The 21,055-nt window shown below is 39.1% G+C and carries 19 protein-coding genes; 14 read left to right on the forward strand and 5 right to left on the reverse strand.

Features of this window, described 5'->3' with window-relative positions:
- Positions 1 to 84: 84 nt before the first annotated feature.
- Both QCD85_RS15555 and QCD85_RS15560 read left to right on the forward strand, forming a co-directional pair.
- A complete protein-coding gene (locus tag QCD85_RS15555) occupies positions 85 to 2,358 on the forward strand; it encodes a glycoside hydrolase family 3 C-terminal domain-containing protein (protein WP_301263174.1) in 2,274 nt (757 codons plus the stop codon).
- A gap of 184 nt (positions 2,359 to 2,542) precedes the next feature.
- Positions 2,543 to 3,004 (forward strand): GNAT family N-acetyltransferase, encoded by a 462-nt coding sequence (locus tag QCD85_RS15560; RefSeq protein ID WP_273613043.1) that lies wholly within the window; start codon positions 2,543 to 2,545, stop codon positions 3,002 to 3,004.
- A 90-nt stretch (positions 3,005 to 3,094) separates the two neighbouring features.
- On the opposite strand, the gene QCD85_RS15565 is transcribed toward QCD85_RS15560, so the two are convergent.
- Positions 3,095 to 3,832 carry an MBL fold metallo-hydrolase gene (locus tag QCD85_RS15565; RefSeq protein ID WP_273613042.1) on the reverse strand — a complete coding sequence of 246 codons (738 nt, stop codon included), beginning with the start codon at positions 3,830 to 3,832 and terminating at the stop codon, positions 3,095 to 3,097.
- A gap of 352 nt (positions 3,833 to 4,184) precedes the next feature.
- On the opposite strand from QCD85_RS15565, the gene QCD85_RS15570 reads away from it, so the two are divergent.
- The gene (locus QCD85_RS15570; RefSeq protein ID WP_301263175.1) at positions 4,185 to 4,739 is read left to right on the forward strand and encodes a copper amine oxidase; all 555 of its coding nucleotides are present in this window, start codon (positions 4,185 to 4,187) and stop codon (positions 4,737 to 4,739) included.
- Between the two features lie 164 nt (positions 4,740 to 4,903).
- Positions 4,904 to 5,212 (forward strand): DUF1292 domain-containing protein, encoded by a 309-nt coding sequence (locus QCD85_RS15575; protein ID WP_069329002.1) that lies wholly within the window; start codon positions 4,904 to 4,906, stop codon positions 5,210 to 5,212.
- Positions 5,213 to 5,326: 114 nt separating this feature from the next.
- Here the strand turns inward: QCD85_RS15575 and QCD85_RS15580 are convergent, their stop codons facing one another.
- Complete coding sequence (locus QCD85_RS15580) at positions 5,327 to 6,811, reverse strand: aminotransferase class I/II-fold pyridoxal phosphate-dependent enzyme (RefSeq protein ID WP_204823334.1); 1,485 nt, start codon at positions 6,809 to 6,811, stop codon at positions 5,327 to 5,329.
- 190 nt (positions 6,812 to 7,001) lie between these two features.
- Here QCD85_RS15580 and QCD85_RS15585 point away from each other — a divergent pair, with 190 nt between their 5' ends.
- Complete coding sequence (locus QCD85_RS15585; RefSeq protein WP_301263176.1) at positions 7,002 to 8,342, forward strand: MFS transporter; 1,341 nt, start codon at positions 7,002 to 7,004, stop codon at positions 8,340 to 8,342.
- 83 nt (positions 8,343 to 8,425) lie between these two features.
- On the opposite strand, the gene QCD85_RS15590 is transcribed toward QCD85_RS15585, so the two are convergent.
- The gene (locus QCD85_RS15590) at positions 8,426 to 9,049 is read right to left on the reverse strand and encodes a YktB family protein (protein WP_301263259.1); all 624 of its coding nucleotides are present in this window, start codon (positions 9,047 to 9,049) and stop codon (positions 8,426 to 8,428) included.
- A 339-nt stretch (positions 9,050 to 9,388) separates the two neighbouring features.
- Here QCD85_RS15590 and QCD85_RS15595 point away from each other — a divergent pair, with 339 nt between their 5' ends.
- From QCD85_RS15595 to QCD85_RS15605, 3 genes are all read left to right on the forward strand, one after another.
- A complete protein-coding gene (locus QCD85_RS15595) occupies positions 9,389 to 9,985 on the forward strand; it encodes a hypothetical protein (protein WP_273613038.1) in 597 nt (198 codons plus the stop codon).
- 202 nt (positions 9,986 to 10,187) lie between these two features.
- Positions 10,188 to 11,600 (forward strand): NADP-dependent phosphogluconate dehydrogenase, encoded by a 1,413-nt coding sequence (gndA, locus tag QCD85_RS15600; protein ID WP_204823337.1) that lies wholly within the window; start codon positions 10,188 to 10,190, stop codon positions 11,598 to 11,600.
- A gap of 161 nt (positions 11,601 to 11,761) precedes the next feature.
- Entirely contained in the window at positions 11,762 to 12,295 is a 534-nt protein-coding gene (locus QCD85_RS15605; RefSeq protein WP_301263177.1) for a shikimate kinase, read from the forward strand.
- A 71-nt stretch (positions 12,296 to 12,366) separates the two neighbouring features.
- Here QCD85_RS15605 and QCD85_RS15610 read toward each other — a convergent pair whose 3' ends face one another.
- Positions 12,367 to 12,672 (reverse strand): rhodanese-like domain-containing protein, encoded by a 306-nt coding sequence (locus QCD85_RS15610; protein ID WP_273613036.1) that lies wholly within the window; start codon positions 12,670 to 12,672, stop codon positions 12,367 to 12,369.
- Between the two features lie 166 nt (positions 12,673 to 12,838).
- On the opposite strand from QCD85_RS15610, the gene aroA reads away from it, so the two are divergent.
- From aroA to ptsP, 4 genes are all read left to right on the forward strand, one after another.
- On the forward strand, positions 12,839 to 14,134 hold the full coding sequence (gene aroA, locus QCD85_RS15615; RefSeq protein ID WP_273613035.1) for a 3-phosphoshikimate 1-carboxyvinyltransferase: 1,296 nt from the start codon (positions 12,839 to 12,841) through the stop codon (positions 14,132 to 14,134).
- Between the two features lie 75 nt (positions 14,135 to 14,209).
- A complete protein-coding gene (locus tag QCD85_RS15620) occupies positions 14,210 to 14,641 on the forward strand; it encodes a CoA-binding protein (RefSeq protein WP_273613034.1) in 432 nt (143 codons plus the stop codon).
- A 263-nt stretch (positions 14,642 to 14,904) separates the two neighbouring features.
- Positions 14,905 to 16,779 carry a glucose PTS transporter subunit IIA gene (locus tag QCD85_RS15625; RefSeq protein ID WP_273613033.1) on the forward strand — a complete coding sequence of 625 codons (1,875 nt, stop codon included), beginning with the start codon at positions 14,905 to 14,907 and terminating at the stop codon, positions 16,777 to 16,779.
- 2 nt (positions 16,780 to 16,781) lie between these two features.
- Positions 16,782 to 18,539 carry a phosphoenolpyruvate--protein phosphotransferase gene (gene ptsP / locus QCD85_RS15630; protein WP_273613032.1) on the forward strand — a complete coding sequence of 586 codons (1,758 nt, stop codon included), beginning with the start codon at positions 16,782 to 16,784 and terminating at the stop codon, positions 18,537 to 18,539.
- A gap of 145 nt (positions 18,540 to 18,684) precedes the next feature.
- On the opposite strand, the gene QCD85_RS15635 is transcribed toward ptsP, so the two are convergent.
- Positions 18,685 to 19,212 (reverse strand): type 1 glutamine amidotransferase domain-containing protein, encoded by a 528-nt coding sequence (locus QCD85_RS15635; RefSeq protein ID WP_273613031.1) that lies wholly within the window; start codon positions 19,210 to 19,212, stop codon positions 18,685 to 18,687.
- Positions 19,213 to 19,513: 301 nt separating this feature from the next.
- Here QCD85_RS15635 and ytxJ point away from each other — a divergent pair, with 301 nt between their 5' ends.
- Positions 19,514 to 19,855 carry a bacillithiol system redox-active protein YtxJ gene (ytxJ, locus tag QCD85_RS15640; protein ID WP_273613030.1) on the forward strand — a complete coding sequence of 114 codons (342 nt, stop codon included), beginning with the start codon at positions 19,514 to 19,516 and terminating at the stop codon, positions 19,853 to 19,855.
- A gap of 114 nt (positions 19,856 to 19,969) precedes the next feature.
- The gene (ccpA, locus tag QCD85_RS15645) at positions 19,970 to 20,977 is read left to right on the forward strand and encodes a catabolite control protein A (RefSeq protein ID WP_301263178.1); all 1,008 of its coding nucleotides are present in this window, start codon (positions 19,970 to 19,972) and stop codon (positions 20,975 to 20,977) included.
- Positions 20,978 to 21,055 lie beyond the last annotated feature (78 nt).

Genomic DNA, 21,055 nt, shown 5'->3' on the forward strand with positions numbered 1-21,055 from the left:
AGCCTATACATTTCAGCTTATGCTTATATTGGGTAAATGAATTAATGAAGATTGATTTTAGGTATAGCCATTTAAGGAGGACTTATGAAAACAGATATTCCACAATTATTATCGCAAATGACACTTGAAGAAAAAGCCAGTCTTTGTTCAGGTCTTGATTTTTGGAACACACAACCTATCGAACGTCTAAATATTCCATCTGTAATGATGACAGATGGCCCGCATGGATTACGTAAGCAAGCTAAAGAAGCCGATCACTTGGGGTTGAACGATAGTGTACCGGCTACCTGTTTCCCGTCAGCCGCAGGAATGGCTTCTTCTTGGAACCGCGATCTTATTCGTCAAGTAGGGGAAGCACTCGGTCAAGAATCGCAAGCAGAGAATGTCGCTGTTTTGCTTGGACCAGGGACTAATATCAAACGCTCTCCGTTATGCGGACGTAACTTTGAATACTTTTCAGAAGATCCGTATCTTTCTGCTGAATTAGCAGCTCATCATATTCAAGGCGTACAAAGTCAAGGTGTAGGTACATCACTTAAACATTTTGCCGCTAATAATCAAGAAGAACGTCGTATGAGTGTAGATGCTATTGTCGATGAACGTACATTACGTGAAATTTATCTAGCTAGCTTTGAAGGAGCTGTTAAGCAATCTCAACCCTGGAGCGTGATGTGTTCGTATAACAAATTAAATGGAACATATACTGGTGAAAATGAATTTCTATTAACCAAAGTATTACGTGAAGAATGGGGATTTGAAGGATTTGTAGTGTCAGATTGGGGCGCTGTTAATGAACGTGTAGACGGTCTACGAGCAGGTCTAGAACTTGAAATGCCTGCAAACAATGGTATCGGTGATGCCAAAATCGTCAAAGCTGTACAAGAAGGGCAATTGGACGAAAAAGTTCTTGATCGAGCAGTAACACGGATCTTAGAATTTATTTTCAAAGCAGTAGAACAGCGTCAACAAGATAGTTCATATGAGGCAGAAGAACACCATACACTAGCCCGTAAAATAGGTCAAGAAAGTATGGTTTTACTTAAAAATGAAGATCAACTATTACCACTTGCTAAAAAAGGAAATATTGCAGTTATCGGTGAATTTGCTCAGAATCCACGTTACCAAGGTGGCGGTAGTTCCCATGTGAATCCTACACAACTGGATAAAGCATTGGATGAAATGACCAAGCTTGTTGGGGATCAAGGTCATGTATCGTATGCAGCTGGCTATGATCTGGATAGCGATGATATCAAAGAAGACTTAGTTCAAGAAGCTGTACAACTAGCAGCAAAAGCTGAAGTTGTAGTGTTATTTACAGGGCTCCCTGATCGTTATGAATCAGAAGGATATGATCGTACGCATCTTCATATCCCCCAAAATCATCAGCATTTAATCGAAGAAATTGCCAAAGTGCAGCCTAATTTGATTGTTGTGCTTAGCAATGGTTCACCTGTGGTCATGCCATGGATAGGACATGCCAAAGCAGTACTAGAAGGGTACTTGGGTGGACAAGCATTTGGTGGTGCAGTTGCCGATTTACTATTTGGTGAAGTGAGTCCAAGCGGGAAATTAGCTGAGACTTTCCCTATGCAGTTAAGCGACAATCCATCCTTTTTGAACTTTCCAGGTGAACAAGATCGGGTAGAATATCGTGAAGGTATTTTTGTCGGCTATCGTTATTATGACACCAAGCAGATCCAACCTCTATTCCCGTTCGGTTACGGGTTAAGCTACACTACATTTGCATACAGTAATCTCAAGGTCGATCGTGAGCAATACAGCGATCAAGATCAAGTAAAAGTAAGTGTGAAGATTACCAATACAGGTCAAATAGCAGGTAAAGAAATTGTACAATTATATGTAAAAGATAGTGAAAGTATAGTGATACGTCCGGAGAAAGAACTCAAAGGATTTGCTAAAGTGCATCTACAAGCAGGAGAAAGTCAGACCGTAGACTTTACACTCGATAAGCGTGCATTTGCTTATTACAATGTAGATTTAGCAGACTGGCATGTGGAATCAGGAACATTTGAGATTCTGATCGGTTCTTCTTCTCGTGATATTCATGTCCAACAATCGATCAACATTCAATCCAGTGTAGAACTTCCGCTGACGATTGATCGCAACACCACTATGGGAGATATTACGACTCATCCCAAAACAGAGCAACTGGCGAAAGAATTGCTGGATCGTTCAGGTATGGGACAATTGTTCGATGCTAGTGATGATATGATGTCAGCGATGGTTAAAGGAATGCCGTTACGGGCAATGGTCAATTTCGGACAGGGAAAATATACAGAAGAAATGCTTGCCCAAGATATCGAAAAGTTAAATCAAGCATTTGTATCACATCAATAATTATCAGATCAAACAGCTCTTTTTCATATAGAAAAGGGCTGTTTTTTTGTATGTTTTAGAACGAAGATTATAAGATCTAAATATAAATTATGTATCCAATGCTAATAACAGCCGTCTTTATCTTCTATTTATATGATACAATTGTAAAGAGTACACAATGGGAAGATCGAAGGAGCAAAATAAAATGGCGATAGAAGTGATACGCGTACAAACTCAGCAACAGTTAGAAGAATGCTTGAATATTCGGAGACAAGTATTTGTTGTAGAGCAGAAAGTTCCTGAAAGCAGAGAAGTAGATGAGTATGATCAATTGCCCAATGATGGCGTAGCTTATCATTTTCTGTTACAAAAAGATGGCGAGAATATTGCCGCAGGTCGTATGATTCGTTATGAAAACGGAGCAGCTAAAATGCAACGTATTGCTGTATTACCTGGTTATCGTAGAGGTGGGTATGGCAAATCTATTCTTTTGGGTATGGAAAATTATGCGCGCCAAAATGGATTTGAAAAAGCTTTACTTGATTCTCAATGTCAAGCCGAAGGGTTTTACAATAAAATGGGATATATCACAATTTCCGAAGAGCCTTTTGAAGATGCAGGTATTGCTCATGTTAGTATGAAAAAGCAACTTGTGGTTACCATCTAAATTATTACGATCGTTATCAATCGTTGTTAACATAGCAAAACCGCGCCAATTGTATCTGGCACGGTTTTTTTGTTGTATTTCAAAAGGAAATTAACCCAATGTATAAAATTGATGTTGCTCCAAAAAGGTCATCTCTTTGGTTTTACCGATAAAATCTTCTTTGTCATCATTATAATGCATCAACAAAATAGTCGAACGTACTTGCTCCGGTAAAGATAACAATTCATCCAGTGTCGCATGTACGATACCCGGAGGGTGTAACTGGCAATCATGCAGAATCGTCTGAACCCCACGCTCATAGACTAAATGTTCCAATAGATGAGGCTGGAATTTCATATCTCCACTATAAAAAATAGTCTCATTTACTAAAAACGAATAGCTATTTTTTCCATCAATATGAGGTGTCTGAATTAATTCGATATCCAATCCTTCGGTTAACGTGATCGGTTGTTCAGCCACAATCGGTCTTACATCAAATACATCTTCAATCCGCTCTATTCCTTCTTGCGTCATACCACCTGATAATGTGTGTTCCCACAAAGGACGTACTAATGTACTAGCAATATATAGAACCGGTTTACGATTATAGATAAATTTCATCTGAAATCCTAATTCTTCAAGACCACCTACATGATCTCCATGAATATGAGTAATCAGAATCGCATCAATTTCATTAACAGTTTTGCCTAACTGGTGTAATGCAAGCGGAGCTGTAATACCGCAATCCACCATTAGCGTATAGTCACCTACATGAATCAATGCATTATTATTATGATAATTTTTGGCAAAAGCATTACCTGTTCCTAGCATCTGTAGTTCAATAGACACAGTATTCCTCCTGTCTGTATGGTACATGTAATAAAGAGATGTCTATCCAATCATCAGACATTCTTCCTTCTCAATGTACCATGAATAGAAGCCAGAAGGGAAATGCAGGAATTGGATTCTGGCATAAATGCAGATAAAGATACAACCACACGTAATTGGTTTAATGATAGTTGAAACAGCAATCATGCGAGAATCCTACTTATCAAAAGGTTACAATTTTTTTACCGCAACTGAACGGGACTATTGGAGTATATATCTATAAGAAGATCAGCATAGAGATACAATGCTTTTATAATACAGAAAGAATTGGAGTCGATAAGCTTTTTCTAAATATAAAAGGAGGGGTTTTTACGTGATATGGAAAAGAGTTGCAGTCTGTGCATTAGCCTTTTTCTTAATGAGCAGTTCGGTGCTATTTGCAGATGCTGTAAGTCAAAAGATTAAAGTATGGATTAATGGAAGTGAGGTCAGTGATGGAGCTTACATGATCGATGGCAAAACCTATGTGCCTTTGCGTGAAATTCAAGGTCTTGTCGATTATGATAATGATGCCAAAACCGTCAAACTTACCAAACCCAACGTACATATCTTTTTATTCAAAAATGATACGGCGTTTGGCAACGTCAGTAAAGGAAAGCTCAAATTCAATGTATTTAGTCAGGTAGACAATCTACAAACAGATATTGTAGCCGTCAAAGTGGCTATTATTGATCCTTCAGGCAATCAAAAAGATATCCAAAGTCAGGATATCACGCAACAAAAAGATAACTTCTGGTTCCGCACATACGATTTCACGTATGATTTTAATACCGCAGGGAAATATACAGTTGGATTTTATATGAAAAAATCCAAAGCTAGCGATTATGTGCTTGTCTCACAAAAAGTAATTACAGCGCTAAATCAATAATAATGAACACACAGTAGCGATGATCTATAGAAGGTGTGGCTCTCAATTGACCTGTCTAGGGGAAAGTGGTAAGATACACAAGTATTATTTCATGAATGCAAGGTATTACACCTATTTATGAACCTAAATGACATTCAATTTTATACCGAAAGTAGGTTATCCTAATGAGCGATAAACACGTACATGATGAAAATTGTAATCATGATCACGACCATGACCACGAAGCGGAAGAATATGTATTAACATTGACTGACGATGAAGGTAATGATGTAGAAATGGTTCTTGTTGAAACATTTGATGTTGGCGAGAAACTATATGCACTTCTATTAGAGCGTGGTAACCCTGAAGCAGATGGTTACATTATGCGTCTTGAAGAAGAAGAAGACGGATTCGAATTGCAAAATATCGAAGACGAAAAAGAATGGGCAGCTGTAGAGAAAGCATACGGCGAGCTTATCGAAGAATCTGAATAAGATTCAATATCGTTATAAATAAAGCCGGAGTAGATATTGTATATTTCTATACAGTATTCACTCCGGCTTTTTTTGTATTCTATCTGGTCTCTTTCAATAGAAAAGAGTACGAATTTAGAAAATAGCGTCTGTTTCTACGATTACTTTTACATGATGTACAGTACGATCTTCAGGTCCTTTGACCGGCAATCCTACTTCAACATGATCGGTAATATAATCAATATTTTCTTGCGAAATTACTTCACCCGGTAACAAAATAGGAATACCTGGCGGATACACATAAATAAATTCAGCGATAATACGTCCTGCGGATTCTTTAAAAGGAACCACTTCTGTATCACCGTAAAAAGCATCACGCGGAATCAGTGACAATTGCGGAATCTCTGGAATTTTGACAACCAGTTCGTGAATTTCTTTAGAACCGTCCGTGCTGTAATATTGAGATGCCATATCGGTCAAAGAGCGCACCAGAATATCGACACTATCCTGCGTATCACCTGGAGTTACCAGACACAAAATATTATACATATCACTGAGTTCAATCTCTAGATTGTAATGCTCACGTAACCAGTTCTCTGCATCATATCCCGTAATACCTAAATGACGAATATGAATAGTCAGCTTAGTCGGATCATAGTTAAACGTTGCTTCACCGCCAAGTAATTCTTTACCAAAGCAGTATAATCCCGGAATATCATTGATCTTTTGACGAGTTTCTTGCGCCAATTGAATCGTACGCTCTGCCATATCATGTCCGTTAAGCGCTAGATTGCGGCGTGACGTATCTAGAGACGCTAATAGGATATATGAAGTAGAGGTTGTCGTCAGCATGCTAATAATGGTCTGTACGCGGTGAGGATTCACATGTCCATTTTTAACATTTAGATTTAACACCGAACTTTGTGTCATCGAGCCACCTAGCTTATGTACACTGGTAGCTGCCATATCTGCTCCAGCTTCCATCGCAGAGATCGGCAAGTCTTTGTGGAAATGAATCAATACACCATGCGCTTCATCGACCAATACAGGAACACCACGACTATGAGAAAGATCGACGATTTCTTTTAGATCAGCACAGACTCCGAAATAAGTCGGGTTAATCACAAGCACTGCTTTGGCATCAGGATGACGATCTAGAGCACGACGTACAGAAGAAGTCGTAATTCCATGATCAATCCCCAAATTTTCATCACGTGCTGGAGAAACGAATACTGGCTTCGCTCCTGCAAAAATAATAGCAGACATAATCGATTTGTGTACATTACGTGGAACGATAATTTTGTCACCCGGCGAACAAACTGACAAAATCATTGTCATAATAGCGCCACTTGTTCCCTGTACTGAAAAATACGTATAATCAGCACCAAAAGCATCAGCAGCTAATTTTTGTGCTTGCTCGATAACGCCCATCGGTTGGTGCAAATCATCAAGTGGTGCAATATTGATCAGATCTATAGAAAGGGTATTATCACCCACAAACTCTCGGAATTCCTGATCACTGCCGATTCCTTTTTTGTGCCCTGGAATATGGAATTGGACGGGATTGCTTGCCGCGTGCTCTCGTAGAGCGGTGAAAAGCGGCGTTTGCTTATGATCCATTGAAGCTGTCACAACCTTTCTGAGGTAAAGTAATTATTCTGAGGCTAAAATGCTTATCCAACATTTTGCCAAACAAAATGAGTATAGCAAAACGTGGGGGGAATGCAATAGTTATTATGATAAGATAAAATGCATATAAGATAAAGGGGTATACATTCAAGGGTAGACTTGAAGGGAGTCATCGTTATTAATGGTATCAATTTCAAATGCTGACACAGATCATCAGAATCAAGCCAAAAATCGTCAACGCAATATTTTTGTATTTGTATGCCTATGGTTACTTATTTTTTTAGTTGAATTTGTTAAAGGTGGATTATTAGTTACTTTGTTACCCGTATATATGGGGCATGTACTTGGATTGCCTGCTTTTGCTATCGGTATTGCTTTTGCTTTGCAGTATGTAGGTGATAATGCACTTCGAGGTCCAGCGGGGTGGCTAGCAGAACGGCTAGGATTTCGGATGATTATGTCGATTGGTATGATCCTTGTCTTAGGTGCAGTATTTATTATGGCAACAGAAAAAAGTACAGGCTGGTTAATATTTGCTTGTGGTGTAATGGGGGTTGGCAGTGCTCCATTATGGCCTTGTGTAATGTCCAAGATCACCGATCTGTCACATGCAGATGGAAAATATGGAACATCTATGAGTATTATCGAGATTGCTTCTCTTGGAGGAGCGGGGCTTGGGCCGGTTACAGTCAATTGGATTAGTGATACATCGTACCAATCTACATTATGGATGATGTTGATTTTTATGACTGTTGTACTAGCTATAGCATTATGCTTACCCGGTCGTAAAGAATCAGCTTCAATAGCAACAGGGAGTCGCCATGAAACCGAGCAACACAACGATGCTACTACTGGATCACTTCATGCAAATCAATTATCTGTACCTCATGTATCGGTGACACGTATCACTGGTAAACAACGGGTACAGCAATATATAGCGTTGATTCGTTCACTACATATTCATCCGCTATTGTATCCAGCCCTTTTTTTGCAATCTTTTGCTTTAGGTATTTTGACGCCTATTATTACTTTATACGTAATCAGTCAGTTAGGATTAACCCCCGCTTATTTTAATGGATTATTAATTGCTGGTGGTGGTGTTACTGCTTTGGGTCTGATTCCAGCAGGTCGTCTGATCGATCGGTGGGGCAGTCGATTTTTTTTGCATATCGGATTTTTATTAGCAGGGACAGCGTTAATAGGGATTGCTTCTACAACGATACTGGCTTGGATATGGATATTTGTAATAGGTATTGGTCTTAGTTACGCGATGATTTTACCAGCATGGAACTCGTTACTGGCTAATCTTGTACCTGCACAAGAGCGCGGTATGATCTGGGGATTATTTTTGACATTACAAGGATCAGGGCTTGTTATTGGCCCTTTGGTATCGGGAAAGTTATGGGATATCATCAGTCCTCAAGCGCCGTTTTTTGTTAGTGCCAGCTCTATGTTTATTTTATTCGGTATTCACTGGATTATGATACGTCATACCCGAAAATTATCTTCCTCAAATAATTAATGAACAATATATGAAAAAAACAGATGCAAAAAACCTTATCTGCATAACAGTAGATAAGGTTTTTTTATTTTCACAATGATCTATTAAAATGCCATACGGTACAACGGAAGCAATTGCTCAAAAGTCTGTTCTACTTTTTCGATAAAAGCTTTGCCGTCTTGAAGTAAAGGATCATCTTTTTCGATCCGTAATCCACATACGATTTCGGATTTTTTGACATTTTGCAATCGTTCAGCAGTATCTACCCAGTATTGATCATCCAATTCTCCCTGAATATTAGCTTGTGGCGACATATGATCAGTAGACCAGTAAAATTCATCTGGAATCATTTGTTTTACCTTTTTCCAATCTTTCTGAAGCGCTTTTCCAAAATCAAGTTTACGGGGACTTTCATAAATAATAGCAAACACAATAAAGACATGAGTACCAAACATACCTACTTCAAAATGAGGCAATGCTTTATAACCACGTTTATTCGATGCCCATGCTACCCATGTATCTTTAGGTGGATTGACCGTACGACGAGCATGCTTGGCAACATGCACATACATCTCTTCACCACATAATGTAGCTAGATAAGGCTGTATCTGTTCACCAATTGTTGTTAATTTAGGTCGAATCGTGCTAATCAATGCATCCATACGTGGTTCTAATCCATCAATCGTGAATACATCAAAGTCTTTAGAATCAAAACCGTTAAATTCAATTTTATTCATCTTTGTCATGCCTCTCTTTCCAAATCAATCCATATCAATGTAGAGATAATCAGCGTTTATTATAGCATAGGAGCAGGCAATTATTTCATGAAGATTACATGTGACTGTATGCTTTAGTGCTTAGACAACCTTGTAAAGGGGTAAAATTATATTAAGTATATATTGTACTAAAGATGCAACAGATAACTACACTCTTCATAGGTACCATTTCAGAAACAGTATTCGTTATTTATACTTTTTTTTGTATATTTTATCAATTAACTACAGAACAGCTAAACAGATATATAGACCCACATACAGATAAACCAATGTTAAAAAGGAGGTACTACTATGAACAAAAGTTATGAAGTAGAGTATTGTAACTTGGAATTGCGTTTTGAACGTCGTGATATTCAGAATTTGATTCGTGATTTGATCAAAGAAGGGTATTCATTGTATTGGAGAGAAACAGAGGATTCATTTATCGTCTCGATCCGTACAGATGATCATATGACCAAATTACGTTTTCAACAAACGCAAGAAGGATACAAATTGATCGGAGATTATCGTATCCATGATTCACGTTTGTCAGAATGGATGGAAAAACTAATCGGTGATACGCGTGGTCATGCTATTGTCAAACGATTTAAAGATCAACAAATTTTAGTTGAGAATATTCTGTTTGGCGAAGTGATCCGGATGGTCGAAATTTCTGGTTTTGAACAACGTGTTTTGTATCAAAAAGAATCAACGTTAACGCATGAAGCGTTACACACACTTTTTTTATCAACGGAAGGTGAAGAGAGATTGGAAAATATAGAGACCCAAATTGACGAGTCACTTGATCGATTGAATGAAGCTATCAAAACAGGCGATACTGAAAAAATTGATGAATGTAAAAAAGTGTTGGAAAATCTTCGTTTTGAACTGATTCGTTTGGAAAAGTAAACTTTAAAACGTGATCCCCAAAATAATTTGTTGAAATAGCCAAAATATTCACAATTCTTTCAACAATTCTATGAATTTTGGTCAGATCACGTTTTGAGACTTTCCTTATGACATTAAAACCTGTAAAATGATGAATTGAGCCAACTTATTTTATGCAAAATCATGAATACAAAATATTGAAGCAAAGGATGGAGAACCAGAAATGTCTAAACAACAAATTGGTGTTATCGGTCTTGCCGTTATGGGTAAGAACTTAGCTTTAAATATTGAAAGCAGAGGCTTCACAGTATCTGTATTCAATCGTTCTCCGCAAAAAACGAACGATTTGCTTGAAGAAGCAAAAGGTAAAAATTTAACAGGAACATTCTCTATTGAAGAGTTCGTGAATTCTTTAGAAGTTCCACGCAAAATTCTAATTATGGTTCAAGCAGGATCTGCAACCGATTCTACAATTGAACAATTGATTCCTTTCTTAACTGAAGGCGACATCATTATTGATGGTGGTAATGCTTACTTCCCTGATACTCAACGTCGTAGCAAAGACTTGGAAGCTCAAGGATTCCGCTTTATCGGTACAGGTGTATCCGGTGGTGAAGAAGGCGCACTTAAAGGACCTGCTATTATGCCAGGTGGACAAGAAAGTGCTTATAAATTAGTAGAACCTATTCTTACAGCGATTTCGGCTAAAGTCGATGGCGACCCTTGCTGTACATATATCGGACCAGACGGTGCTGGACACTATGTAAAAATGGTGCATAACGGTATCGAATATGGCGATATGCAGTTGATTGGTGAAGCATACAACTTGCTTACATCTGTTCTAGGAACATCTGCTGAAGAATTACAATCGATTTTCAGCGAGTGGAACAAAGGTGAGTTGGATAGTTACTTGATCGAGATCACAGCAGATATCTTCTCTAAATATGATGAAGAAACAGGCAAACCGATGGTTGATGTGATTCTTGACTCTGCTGGTCAAAAAGGTACAGGTAAATGGACAAGTCAAAGTTCACTTGATCTAGGTGTTCCTTTGTCTATGATCACTGAATCTGTATTTGCACGTTTCTTGTCTGCAATGAAAGAAGAACGTGTAGCAGCTAGCAAAATTTTAAATGGACCTAAAACAGATGCTTTTGCAGGCGATAAAGCTGAATTTATCGAAGCAGTACGCAGAGCATTGTTCGCTTCCAAAATCGTATCTTACGCTCAAGGTTTCGCACAAATGCGTGCAGCTTCTGACGAATACGGTTGGGATTTAAAATATGGTAACATCGCTATGATCTTCCGCGGTGGCTGTATTATCCGTTCACGTTTCTTGCAAAACATCAAAGATGCGTATGACAAAGATTCTGGCTTGAAAAACCTATTGCTTGATGATTACTTCAAAGGTGTAGTTGAAGAATATCAAGATGCATGGCGTGAAGTAGTATCGATCGCTGTGAAATATGGTATTCCTGTTCCTGGATTCTCCAGCGCATTGGCTTACTTTGATAGCTATCGTACAGAAAGATTGCCAGCGAACTTGTTACAAGCTCAACGCGATTATTTCGGTGCTCATACTTTCAAACGTTTGGACAAAGAAGGTACTTTCCATCACGAATGGATGCAAGAATAGTCTGCTGACTATCATATTAAATATATCAAAGCGCACTGGTACTCCTATAAATATAGGAAAAGCCAGTGCGCTTTTTTCATCAAAACGAATGATTGTCTTATGTTTTATCTCTATGCTATGATGGGTGGAATAGCATAGTTGTTGAAAGAGGTGTAGATATAGTGCATCAATCAGAAGATAGTGTACATTCCAATATTATACTGGTTGGAATGATGGGCACAGGCAAAACAACCGTAGGCACATTACTAGCTGATCTATTACAATATCCATTAGTTGATATTGATGCAGTGATTGCAGAATCAGAAGGTATGAGTGTACAAGATATTTTCGCTTCCAAAGGAGAATTGTATTTTCGTGAGCTTGAAAGCCAAACGCTTGCTAGCGTATTAGAGCAAAAAGGGCAGATTGTTTCTACAGGTGGTGGTTCAGTACTACGTGCTGAAAATTGTGATCTGATGATCGCGAAAGGGCTTGTAGTCTGTCTGACTGCGGATATTGATCATATTGTACAGCGAGTAGGCGGAGATGATAACCGTCCATTACTAGCAGGAGATACGTATGAACGGGTAAGTAGTATTATGGAGCAACGTAAACATGCTTATCAATTTGCACATGTTACGGTAGATACATCGCTTTTGAATCCTGATGAAGTGGCTTTACATGTTTTAACACGTTACCGCGTTCAAGCTTTTTAATGTTTAGGTGCGAAAGTAAAAGACTTGTTACATGAAGTCAACAAGTCTTTTGAGTAAAATCTAGCTATATATTATTGATTTTCAACCCAATCAATCATACCGCCAGACATATTAAGGCAATGGTCGTAACCTAATTGTTGTAAGTATTCGCGAGCACGTTCACTACGGTATCCACTACGACAAATCAAAACAGTCGGTAACGTTTTATCGATTTCATTCAGACGATCAGGAATTTGACCCAAAGGAATATGTTTGGCACCGTCGATCATACCCTGGTTCACTTCTTCATCTTCACGTACATCAATCAATTGCAATTTTTCTCCTGCCGCTATGCGTTCGCGCAGTTCATCCGTGTCGATCTGAGTAGGATTAGACATATATGTTATACCCTCATTTCTGAATGTGTTTTAACTTCTTTATCATACCGAAGCGTGTTCTGGACTGTCAATTGAAGTGAGCCGATAACTGCAAAGAAATACCAAACATATAAGCAAATGTATCACTATATAAATACTATTATTTTATTTAAAGGAGATTGAACTCATGGATGTTATTGTTACCCCTACCCCTGAACTCAAAGGAGAAATCGGAGCGTTATCTTCTAAAAATTATACGACTCGCTATTTGTTAGTCGCTGCTCTAGCAGAAGGAACAAGCACGATTCATTTTCCAGCACATAGTGAAGATAGTGATGCTATGCGTCGTTGTATTCGTGATTTAGGCGCTGTGTTGGAAGAAGACGATGAGAAAATAGTGATAACAGGTTTTGGTAGTAAACCTGTAGATGTAAAAGAGCTTAATGTAGGAAATGCTGGCGCGGTACTACGCTTTTTGATGGCCATTGCTGCATTGTGCCCTGAAGTGACGTTTGTGAATACATATCCTGATTCACTGGGTAAACGTCCACATGATGATCTGATTACATCATTAGGTCAATTAGGTGTAGAAGTAGAACATCAGAACGGAAGATTACCGATTACGATTCGTGGAGGTCAGCCGCGTGGTGGCAAGATTACGGTATCCGGTAGCGTAAGTTCACAGTATTTGAGTGCGCTGTTATTTTTGACTCCTTTATTAGAAGAAGATAGTGAAATTACGGTTCTACATGATCTCAAATCCAAAGTAGTCGTAGGTCAGACACTTGAAGTATTAGCTCAAGCAGGTATTACAATTGAAGCTAGTGAAGACCTCATGACATATAAAGTACCTGGTCGTCAAAAATATGTAGCTCAATCTTATACTGTACAAGGAGATTACCCTGGGTCAGCGGCTGTACTTGCAGCAGCGGCTGTGACAAAGTCTGATGTTATTATTCACCGTCTACCTGTAGAAAGTAAGCAAGGGGAAAAAGCAGTAGTTGATGTATTGCAAATGATGCAAGTTCCGTTAACGCATGAAAATGATATTGTCCATGTCAAAGGAACAGGTCAACTCCAAGCGGTCGAATTTGATGGAGATGCTGCTACAGATGCTGTCCTTGCGATGGTAGCCGCGGCTGTATTTGCAGAAGGAACATCACGTTTCTATAATGTAGAAAATTTACGTTATAAAGAATGTGACCGGATTACTGATTATTTGACAGAGCTTCGCAAAGCAGGAGCTAATGTAGAAGAACGTCAAGCAGAAATCATCGTACATGGTCGTCCTGAAGGAGTAGAAGGCGGTGTAACGATCGATGCTCATTACGATCATCGTGTCATTATGGCGCTGTCTATTGTTGGCTTACGTGCGAAGCAACCGATTGTTATTCGTGATGCTCATCATGTAGCGAAGTCATATCCACAGTACTTTGATCATATTCAGGCGCTTGGGGCTAATATAGAATGGGTACAAGGTTAATATAAGCATTCATATATAGCTGAATAGACTCATCCACTTTTTATGATCAAATACACATCAAGGAGGAAGATCAAGATGGCTTTTACCAATCCTTCACGAGAAGAAATCAAAACGATTTTGGAAAACGTAGGCAATATTGCAGTAGTAGGACTTTCTGACAAAATGGATCGTACATCGTATATGGTATCCGCAGCGATGCAAAATCGTGGATATCGTATTATTCCTGTTAATCCACAAGCAGCAGGTCAGAAGATTCTAGGGGAAACGTGTTATGCCAGTCTTAAAGATGTTCCTGAACCGATTGATATGGTCAATGTATTCCGTCGTAGTGAATATTGCGCAGATATTGCTAGAGAAGCAGTAGATGTGGGTGCCAAAACGATCTGGTTGCAATTAGGTGTAGTCAATAATGAAGCAGCACAGATCGCAGAAGAACAGGGTATTGATATGATTATGGATCGCTGTATTAAAGTAGAAGAAGCGATTGTGCGCCCTGTAAGAGTATAAATATAGAACAATATACCTGATCCTATCCTGTAGAGGATAGGTAATTCATAAAAATATAGAAAAGTCTGTAGGATATCTGATCAGGCTTTTCTATATTTTTTTGTCATTTCATTGTGTTTTGCCGAATAGGTATAGAATAGATTCTAAAATAGGTGTATGTTATATATGAAAATGAGGAAATCATGACATTCTTATCATATAGAGCCGCTTTGACAAAACATGGCCTACAGCGTACCATCAGGTATAGGAAGGGGGAGGGCGCGTTGAATTGGCTAGGTTCCCTGCAACAGTTCGGAAGAGCTATTATGCTTCCTACCATGGTACTTCCGGCAGCGGCTATTTTGCTCAGTGTAGGAGGGCTCCCATGGGGAGCATGGGGCTTACCTGTCGTCTCTGAGGTAGCTACAATAGCAGGTCAAAGTATTTTTCATTATTTACCGTTTATTTTTGCGATAGGTGTTGCGTTAGGGCTTGCTAATCAAGCAGGCACCGCAGGGCTTGCCGCTTTTGCCGGAATGGCATTATATGATCAGGTGACCAAGCATTTTAGCAGTGATTTGATACAGCCTTCCACATTGATTGGAATTATGATGGGTATCATTGCCGGGGCAGTGTACAGGCGATTCAAAAATGTACGTCTTCCCGAAGCGATCCAGTTTTTTGGCGGATCGCGTTTTGTTTTGCTGTTTATGGGGTTATTCTCTTCTGTGTTTGCTTACGTCATGTTGTGGTTCGCTCCCATATTACAGCACCTATTAAATGGGCTGACATGGGGATTATCGACGATGGGCGGGTTTGGACTCTTTTTATATGGAGCCTTATATCGCATTTTGTCTGCTTTTGGACTGCATCATTTATTGAATAATATTGTATGGTTCCAGATCGGTTCGTATGAAAGCCATGGAGATATCGTACAAGGCGATTTGCCACGCTTTTTTAGTGGCGATCCGACAGCCGGTATTTATATGGCAGGATTATATCCGGTGATGATGTTCGCTTTGCCAGCAACGGCATTAGCGATTATCCAAGAAGCACGCGAAGACTTGAAGCCCAAAGTACGTAAAACATTTATGCGTGCTGCTCTAGTATGCTTTTTAACAGGCGTATCCGAGCAGATTGAGTTTGCCTTTTTATTTGCTTCTCCATGGTTATTCGGTATTCATATCGTATTATCTGGACTCGCAATGTGGATTACGTATGCGTTAGATATTCATCATGGCTTTTCGTATTCAGCAGGAGCGATCGACTATGTGCTGAATTATCATTTATCTAGCAATGCATGGATGTTAATTCCGATTGGAATAGCTTATGGACTAGCGTATTACTTTATTTTCCGATTTGCTATTCGGCGCTTCCGAATTCCGACACCAGGTCGTGAAGAAGCTTCTACATTAGGCGATTGGGTAGGAAATATTCCGTATCAGACACCGCTTATTTTACAAGCATTAGGTGGCAAAGAAAATATTGTACGCGTAGAAGCTTGTATTACAAGATTGAGATTAACGGTCGTTAATGATCGTGCTATAGATAGCCGTGCATTAAAGTCACTGGGTTCAGCAGGATTGATCAAGTTAGGTGGCGGTAATGTACAGATTGTATTTGGAACATATTCGGAATTGATTCGTGAAGAAATTCGGAAGTTGATGGATCGCGATCTGACACATGTTCAATTTTGTGCACCTGTACAGGGTAAAATGATTGCCCTATCTGAAGTGCCTGATCAGATTTTTGCAGGTAAGTTAGTCGGTGAAGGTGTAGCTTTTTTGCCTGAAAGTGGTGAACTGGTATCGCCTGTAGCTGGAACGATTATGCATTTGTATCCTACGATGCATGCGATCGGTATCGGTACATCAGAAGGTGTCGAAATATTGCTTCATATCGGTATTGATACCTCTCAGCAAAAAGGCTGCTTTGAAGCGGTTGTAGCTGCTGGCGATGTAGTCGAAGCCGGGCAATTATTGATTAAGTTTGATTTGGAAACATTGCAAAAAAACGCACCGTCACTTGCAACTCCGATGGTTATTACTAACCCTGATCGTGTCCGATCATGGAGTTATGCTCCATTTAAAAATGTAAAAAAAGGACAAGGGGCTGTAATGTCGGTAGTATTGCATGATAAGAGCGGTGGGGGGGACTAAACATGATCAAAGGAATCGCAGCTGCTGGTGGAGTAGCCATAGGAAAAGCTTTTGTGTTGCCAACATGGGAATGGGATGTACCGGATCAGTGTCTTGATCCGACAGACCTTGCGCAAGAATTTGAGCGCTTATATGAAGGCATTCGTACATCTAAAACTGAGATTGAGCTGATGAAAAATGAGTTCGAGGAAATCGCAGGTCCCGAAGAATCAAGTATTTTTGATGCTCATTTAGCTATTTTGGAAGATCCTGAATTTATGAATGAGATTCGCGGTATTATTGAACGCCAATACAAAGCGGCAGAAGTGGCTGTACAAGAAGCGATTAACCACTTTGTAACGATGTTTGATCTACTGGATGATGAATATATGAAAGAACGGGCTGCTGATATTAAAGATGTCGGTAACCGTCTACTTAAACATTTACTGGGTGCACCTGAGGTGACTTTGCCTACAGATACACAACCTTACATTCTGGTCGCCAAAGAGTTATCGCCTTCGCAATTGGTTCATTTGAATCCACATAATGTACTGGGAATTGCTACTATTCTAGGCGGAAAAACATCGCATTCTGCGATTATGGCACGAGCGATCGGTATTCCGCTTGTCTCTGGATTAGAAAGTCAATTAGACCCACCGATTCAGACAGGTGAAATGATTATTGTTGATGGCGATAATGGTAAAATTATTGTTCATCCTGATCAACAAACGATCGAGCATTATAAGCTGATTAGAACCGCTCAGGATCGCCGTAAGCGTCAGCTAGAGATGTTGTCTACTGTTGACTCTATTACCAAAGACGGTATCCCTATGCGTCTCTCAGCGAATATTAGTTCGATTAAAGAATTGGATATCGCTTTGAAAAATGGAGCCAAAGGTGTAGGCTTGTTCCGTACAGAATTTATGTATATGGATCGTAATTCTTTCCCAAGTGAGCGAGAGCAGTTTGAAGTGTATCGCTTAGTGGCAGAGAAAGCCAAAGGACAGGCAGTGGTTATTCGTACGCTTGATATTGGTGGAGATAAAGAACTGGATTATTTCCCTTTACCTGAAGAAGAAAATCCATTTCTCGGTTATCGAGCGATTCGTATCTGTCTGGAACATACAGAAATGTTCAAAACACAGCTTCTTGCGATATTACGTGCAAGTGCTTACGGAGCAGTCAAAATCATGTATCCGATGATCTCTTCTGTAGAAGAGGTACAACAAGCTAATGTTATTTTGCATGAAGCGATGGATGAATTGGATCAACGAGGATTGCCTTACAATCGTGAGATTCAAGTCGGTATTATGATCGAAATTCCAGCAGCAGTCGCGATAGCGGATCTACTCGCGGAAGAATGTGACTTTTTCAGTATCGGCACCAATGATCTGGTGCAATATGTACTGGCTGTTGACCGTATGAATGAACATATTGCTCATATGTATAATCCTTATCATCCGGCTGTGTTGCGTATGTTACGCAGTACGATTCAAGCGGCTCATGCAGAAGGTATTCCTGTGAGTGTATGTGGAGAAATGGCTGGCGATGAGCGTTCTATTCCATTTTGGTTACAGATGGGTGTCGATCATCTAAGTATGTCACCACAATCATTGTTGCGAGTTAAACAGAGTATATTGAATACCGATTCCAAGCAAGCGAGCAGTCAAGCATTATCGTGGATGAAATTAAAAACATCGCAGGCGATTGAAGAAGGTATTCAACAATATATGAATACACTAACAGATTCCGATGCTTCTTTTGCTTCTTCTACTTCATAACATGATTTACTTTATTCCATAGCGTAGAACAAAAAAAGACATACCTTTTAACGGTATGTCTTTTTTGTTTATATTTAGCCTGTTATGTCTATCAAAATATTGCTGTACTTATGCTGTTAAATGGTGACCAACACAAATACAATAGTTACACTTTTTCAGCTAACGCATCACAAAAGGCTTTGCCATATGGAGGAAGATCGGGTGGACGACGAGCTGAAATAATATGTCCATCAACCACAACAGCTTCATCTTTCCAGATAGCGCCTGCATTTTGCATATCATCACGAATACCCGGTGTAGAAGTAACAGTAACGCCTTCTAAAATGCCGGCTGAGATCAATACCCACCCTGCATGACAGATTTGACCGATAGGTTTGCGAGCTTCATGCATTTCTCGCACCAATTCTAATACTTTAGGATAGCGACGTAATTTATCTGGTGCCCAACCTCCAGGAACCAAAATACCATCATAATCAGCACTGTCTAATTCGTCAAAGCTATATTCTGCTTCAGCAGGTACTCCATATTTACCAATATACTTTTTACCGCGATCCGCACCAGCAAGATGAACTTCAGCACCTTCTTCACGTACTCGATATACAGGAACCCATAGTTCCAAGTCTTCAAATTCCTCATCTACTAAAGCAATGACTTTTTTACCTGCTAATCTCATATCATCATTCCTTTCAGAGTTATATTCTATAGATAGCGATCGATATGAACCGATCAATCCCATTATTGAGGTTCATTGTATCAAAATAAACGATAAGGATCAAAATCCATGATCATGAAAAAAAGACTCAGAAGAATGAAAAGAAAACATTATGAAAATTACATTCATCTAAATTCGGCTGAAAAAACGGTAACAATGACAAAAAAATGGATTTTTACACTGTTATTTGTTAAGATACTTATGATAGTTATTCATGAAAACGTTCTTACATTAATTAATAGCAAAAGGGGATGTGTGCATAATGGCAAGTGTAACTCAGATGACTACAACCGATCAGTTACAAGAAGCTTTGAATCATACAACACAAAAACCACTGCTTGTATTTAAACATAGTACTCGTTGTCCGATTAGCGCTGGCGCTTATAGTGAATTTAAATCGTATTTGGAAAGCAATCCAAGTGAAGATGTCGATTATGGATTGGTCTATGTAGTGGAAAATCGCGATGTATCGAATGCAGTAGCAGAACATTTGCAAGTCAAACATGAATCACCACAAGTGATTTTAGTTAAAAATGGTGAGCCTGTCTGGAACACTTCACACTCGAAGATTACAGTAAGTTCGCTACGTGAAGCGTTATCTTAACATCATAACAATGATTGCAAGTCATACTATTTTAGCGTATCATGAATCTAAATGAAAAACGAAGCAAATTCTTGAAAACATGAAGAAAATTTATTGGTAATGGAGAGAAGGACCGTGACAGTAACCATTTATGATGTAGCACGCGAAGCTGGAGTATCTATGGCTACAGTATCTCGTGTAGTGAATAATAATCCGAACGTAAAACCACAAACACGCAAAAAAGTTTATGAAGCAATAGAACGTCTAGGATATCGTCCTAACGCAGTCGCACGTGGATTGGCAAGTAAGAAAACTACCACTGTAGGCGTTGTTATTCCTGATATTTCAAATTCTATTTTTGCAGAAATTGCCCGCGGTATCGAAGATATTGCGAATATGTATCATTACAATATTATCCTTTGTAATGCAGATAAGAAAAAAGAAAAAGAAATTCGTGTGGTAAACACATTGTTAGAAAAGCAAGTAGATGGTCTATTATTTATGGGCGGAACAGTAACAGAAGATCATTTACAAGCATTCCAATCTTCAGCTGTACCGATCGTATTATGTGCAACTCGTGATGAGAATGGATTGATTCCATCAGTAGATATCGATCATGAAGCAGCAGCTTATGATGCTGTAAACACATTGATTCGTCATGGACACCGCGAGATTGCAATGATCAGTGGTACATTACAAGATCCTGCAAATGGATACTCCCGTTTTCAAGGATACAAAAAAGCATTAGAAGCAGCTAATATTGAATACAAAGAAGACTGGGTACGTATCGGTAACTATCGTTATGAATCTGGCGTAGAAGCCATGAAATATTTTATCGGTCTCAAAAAACGTCCAACTGCTATTTTTGCAGCAACCGATGAAATGGCTATTGGTGCGATTCACAGTATTCAAGACGAAGGTTTGAAAGTACCGGACGACTTCTCTATTATTTCTGTAGATAATATTCGTCTTGCTTCTATGGTTCGTCCACAGCTTACAACCGTAGCGCAACCGATGTATGATCTGGGTGCTGTAGCTATGCGTCTATTAACGAAATTGATGAAAAAAGAAAACGTTGAAAATACGCGTGTTATTTTGCCACACGAAACAATTCTACGTCTTTCTGTAAATCAATTGAACTAATAGGTTAATACCATCAATAACTATGAATATAGATAAAAAGCATCTTCTCCTGCAAAGGAAAGATGCTTTTTTTGTTGT

Source organism: Paenibacillus sp. PsM32 (genome assembly GCF_030433815.1).
Lineage (GTDB): Bacteria > Bacillota > Bacilli > Paenibacillales > Paenibacillaceae > Saccharibacillus > Saccharibacillus kyungheensis.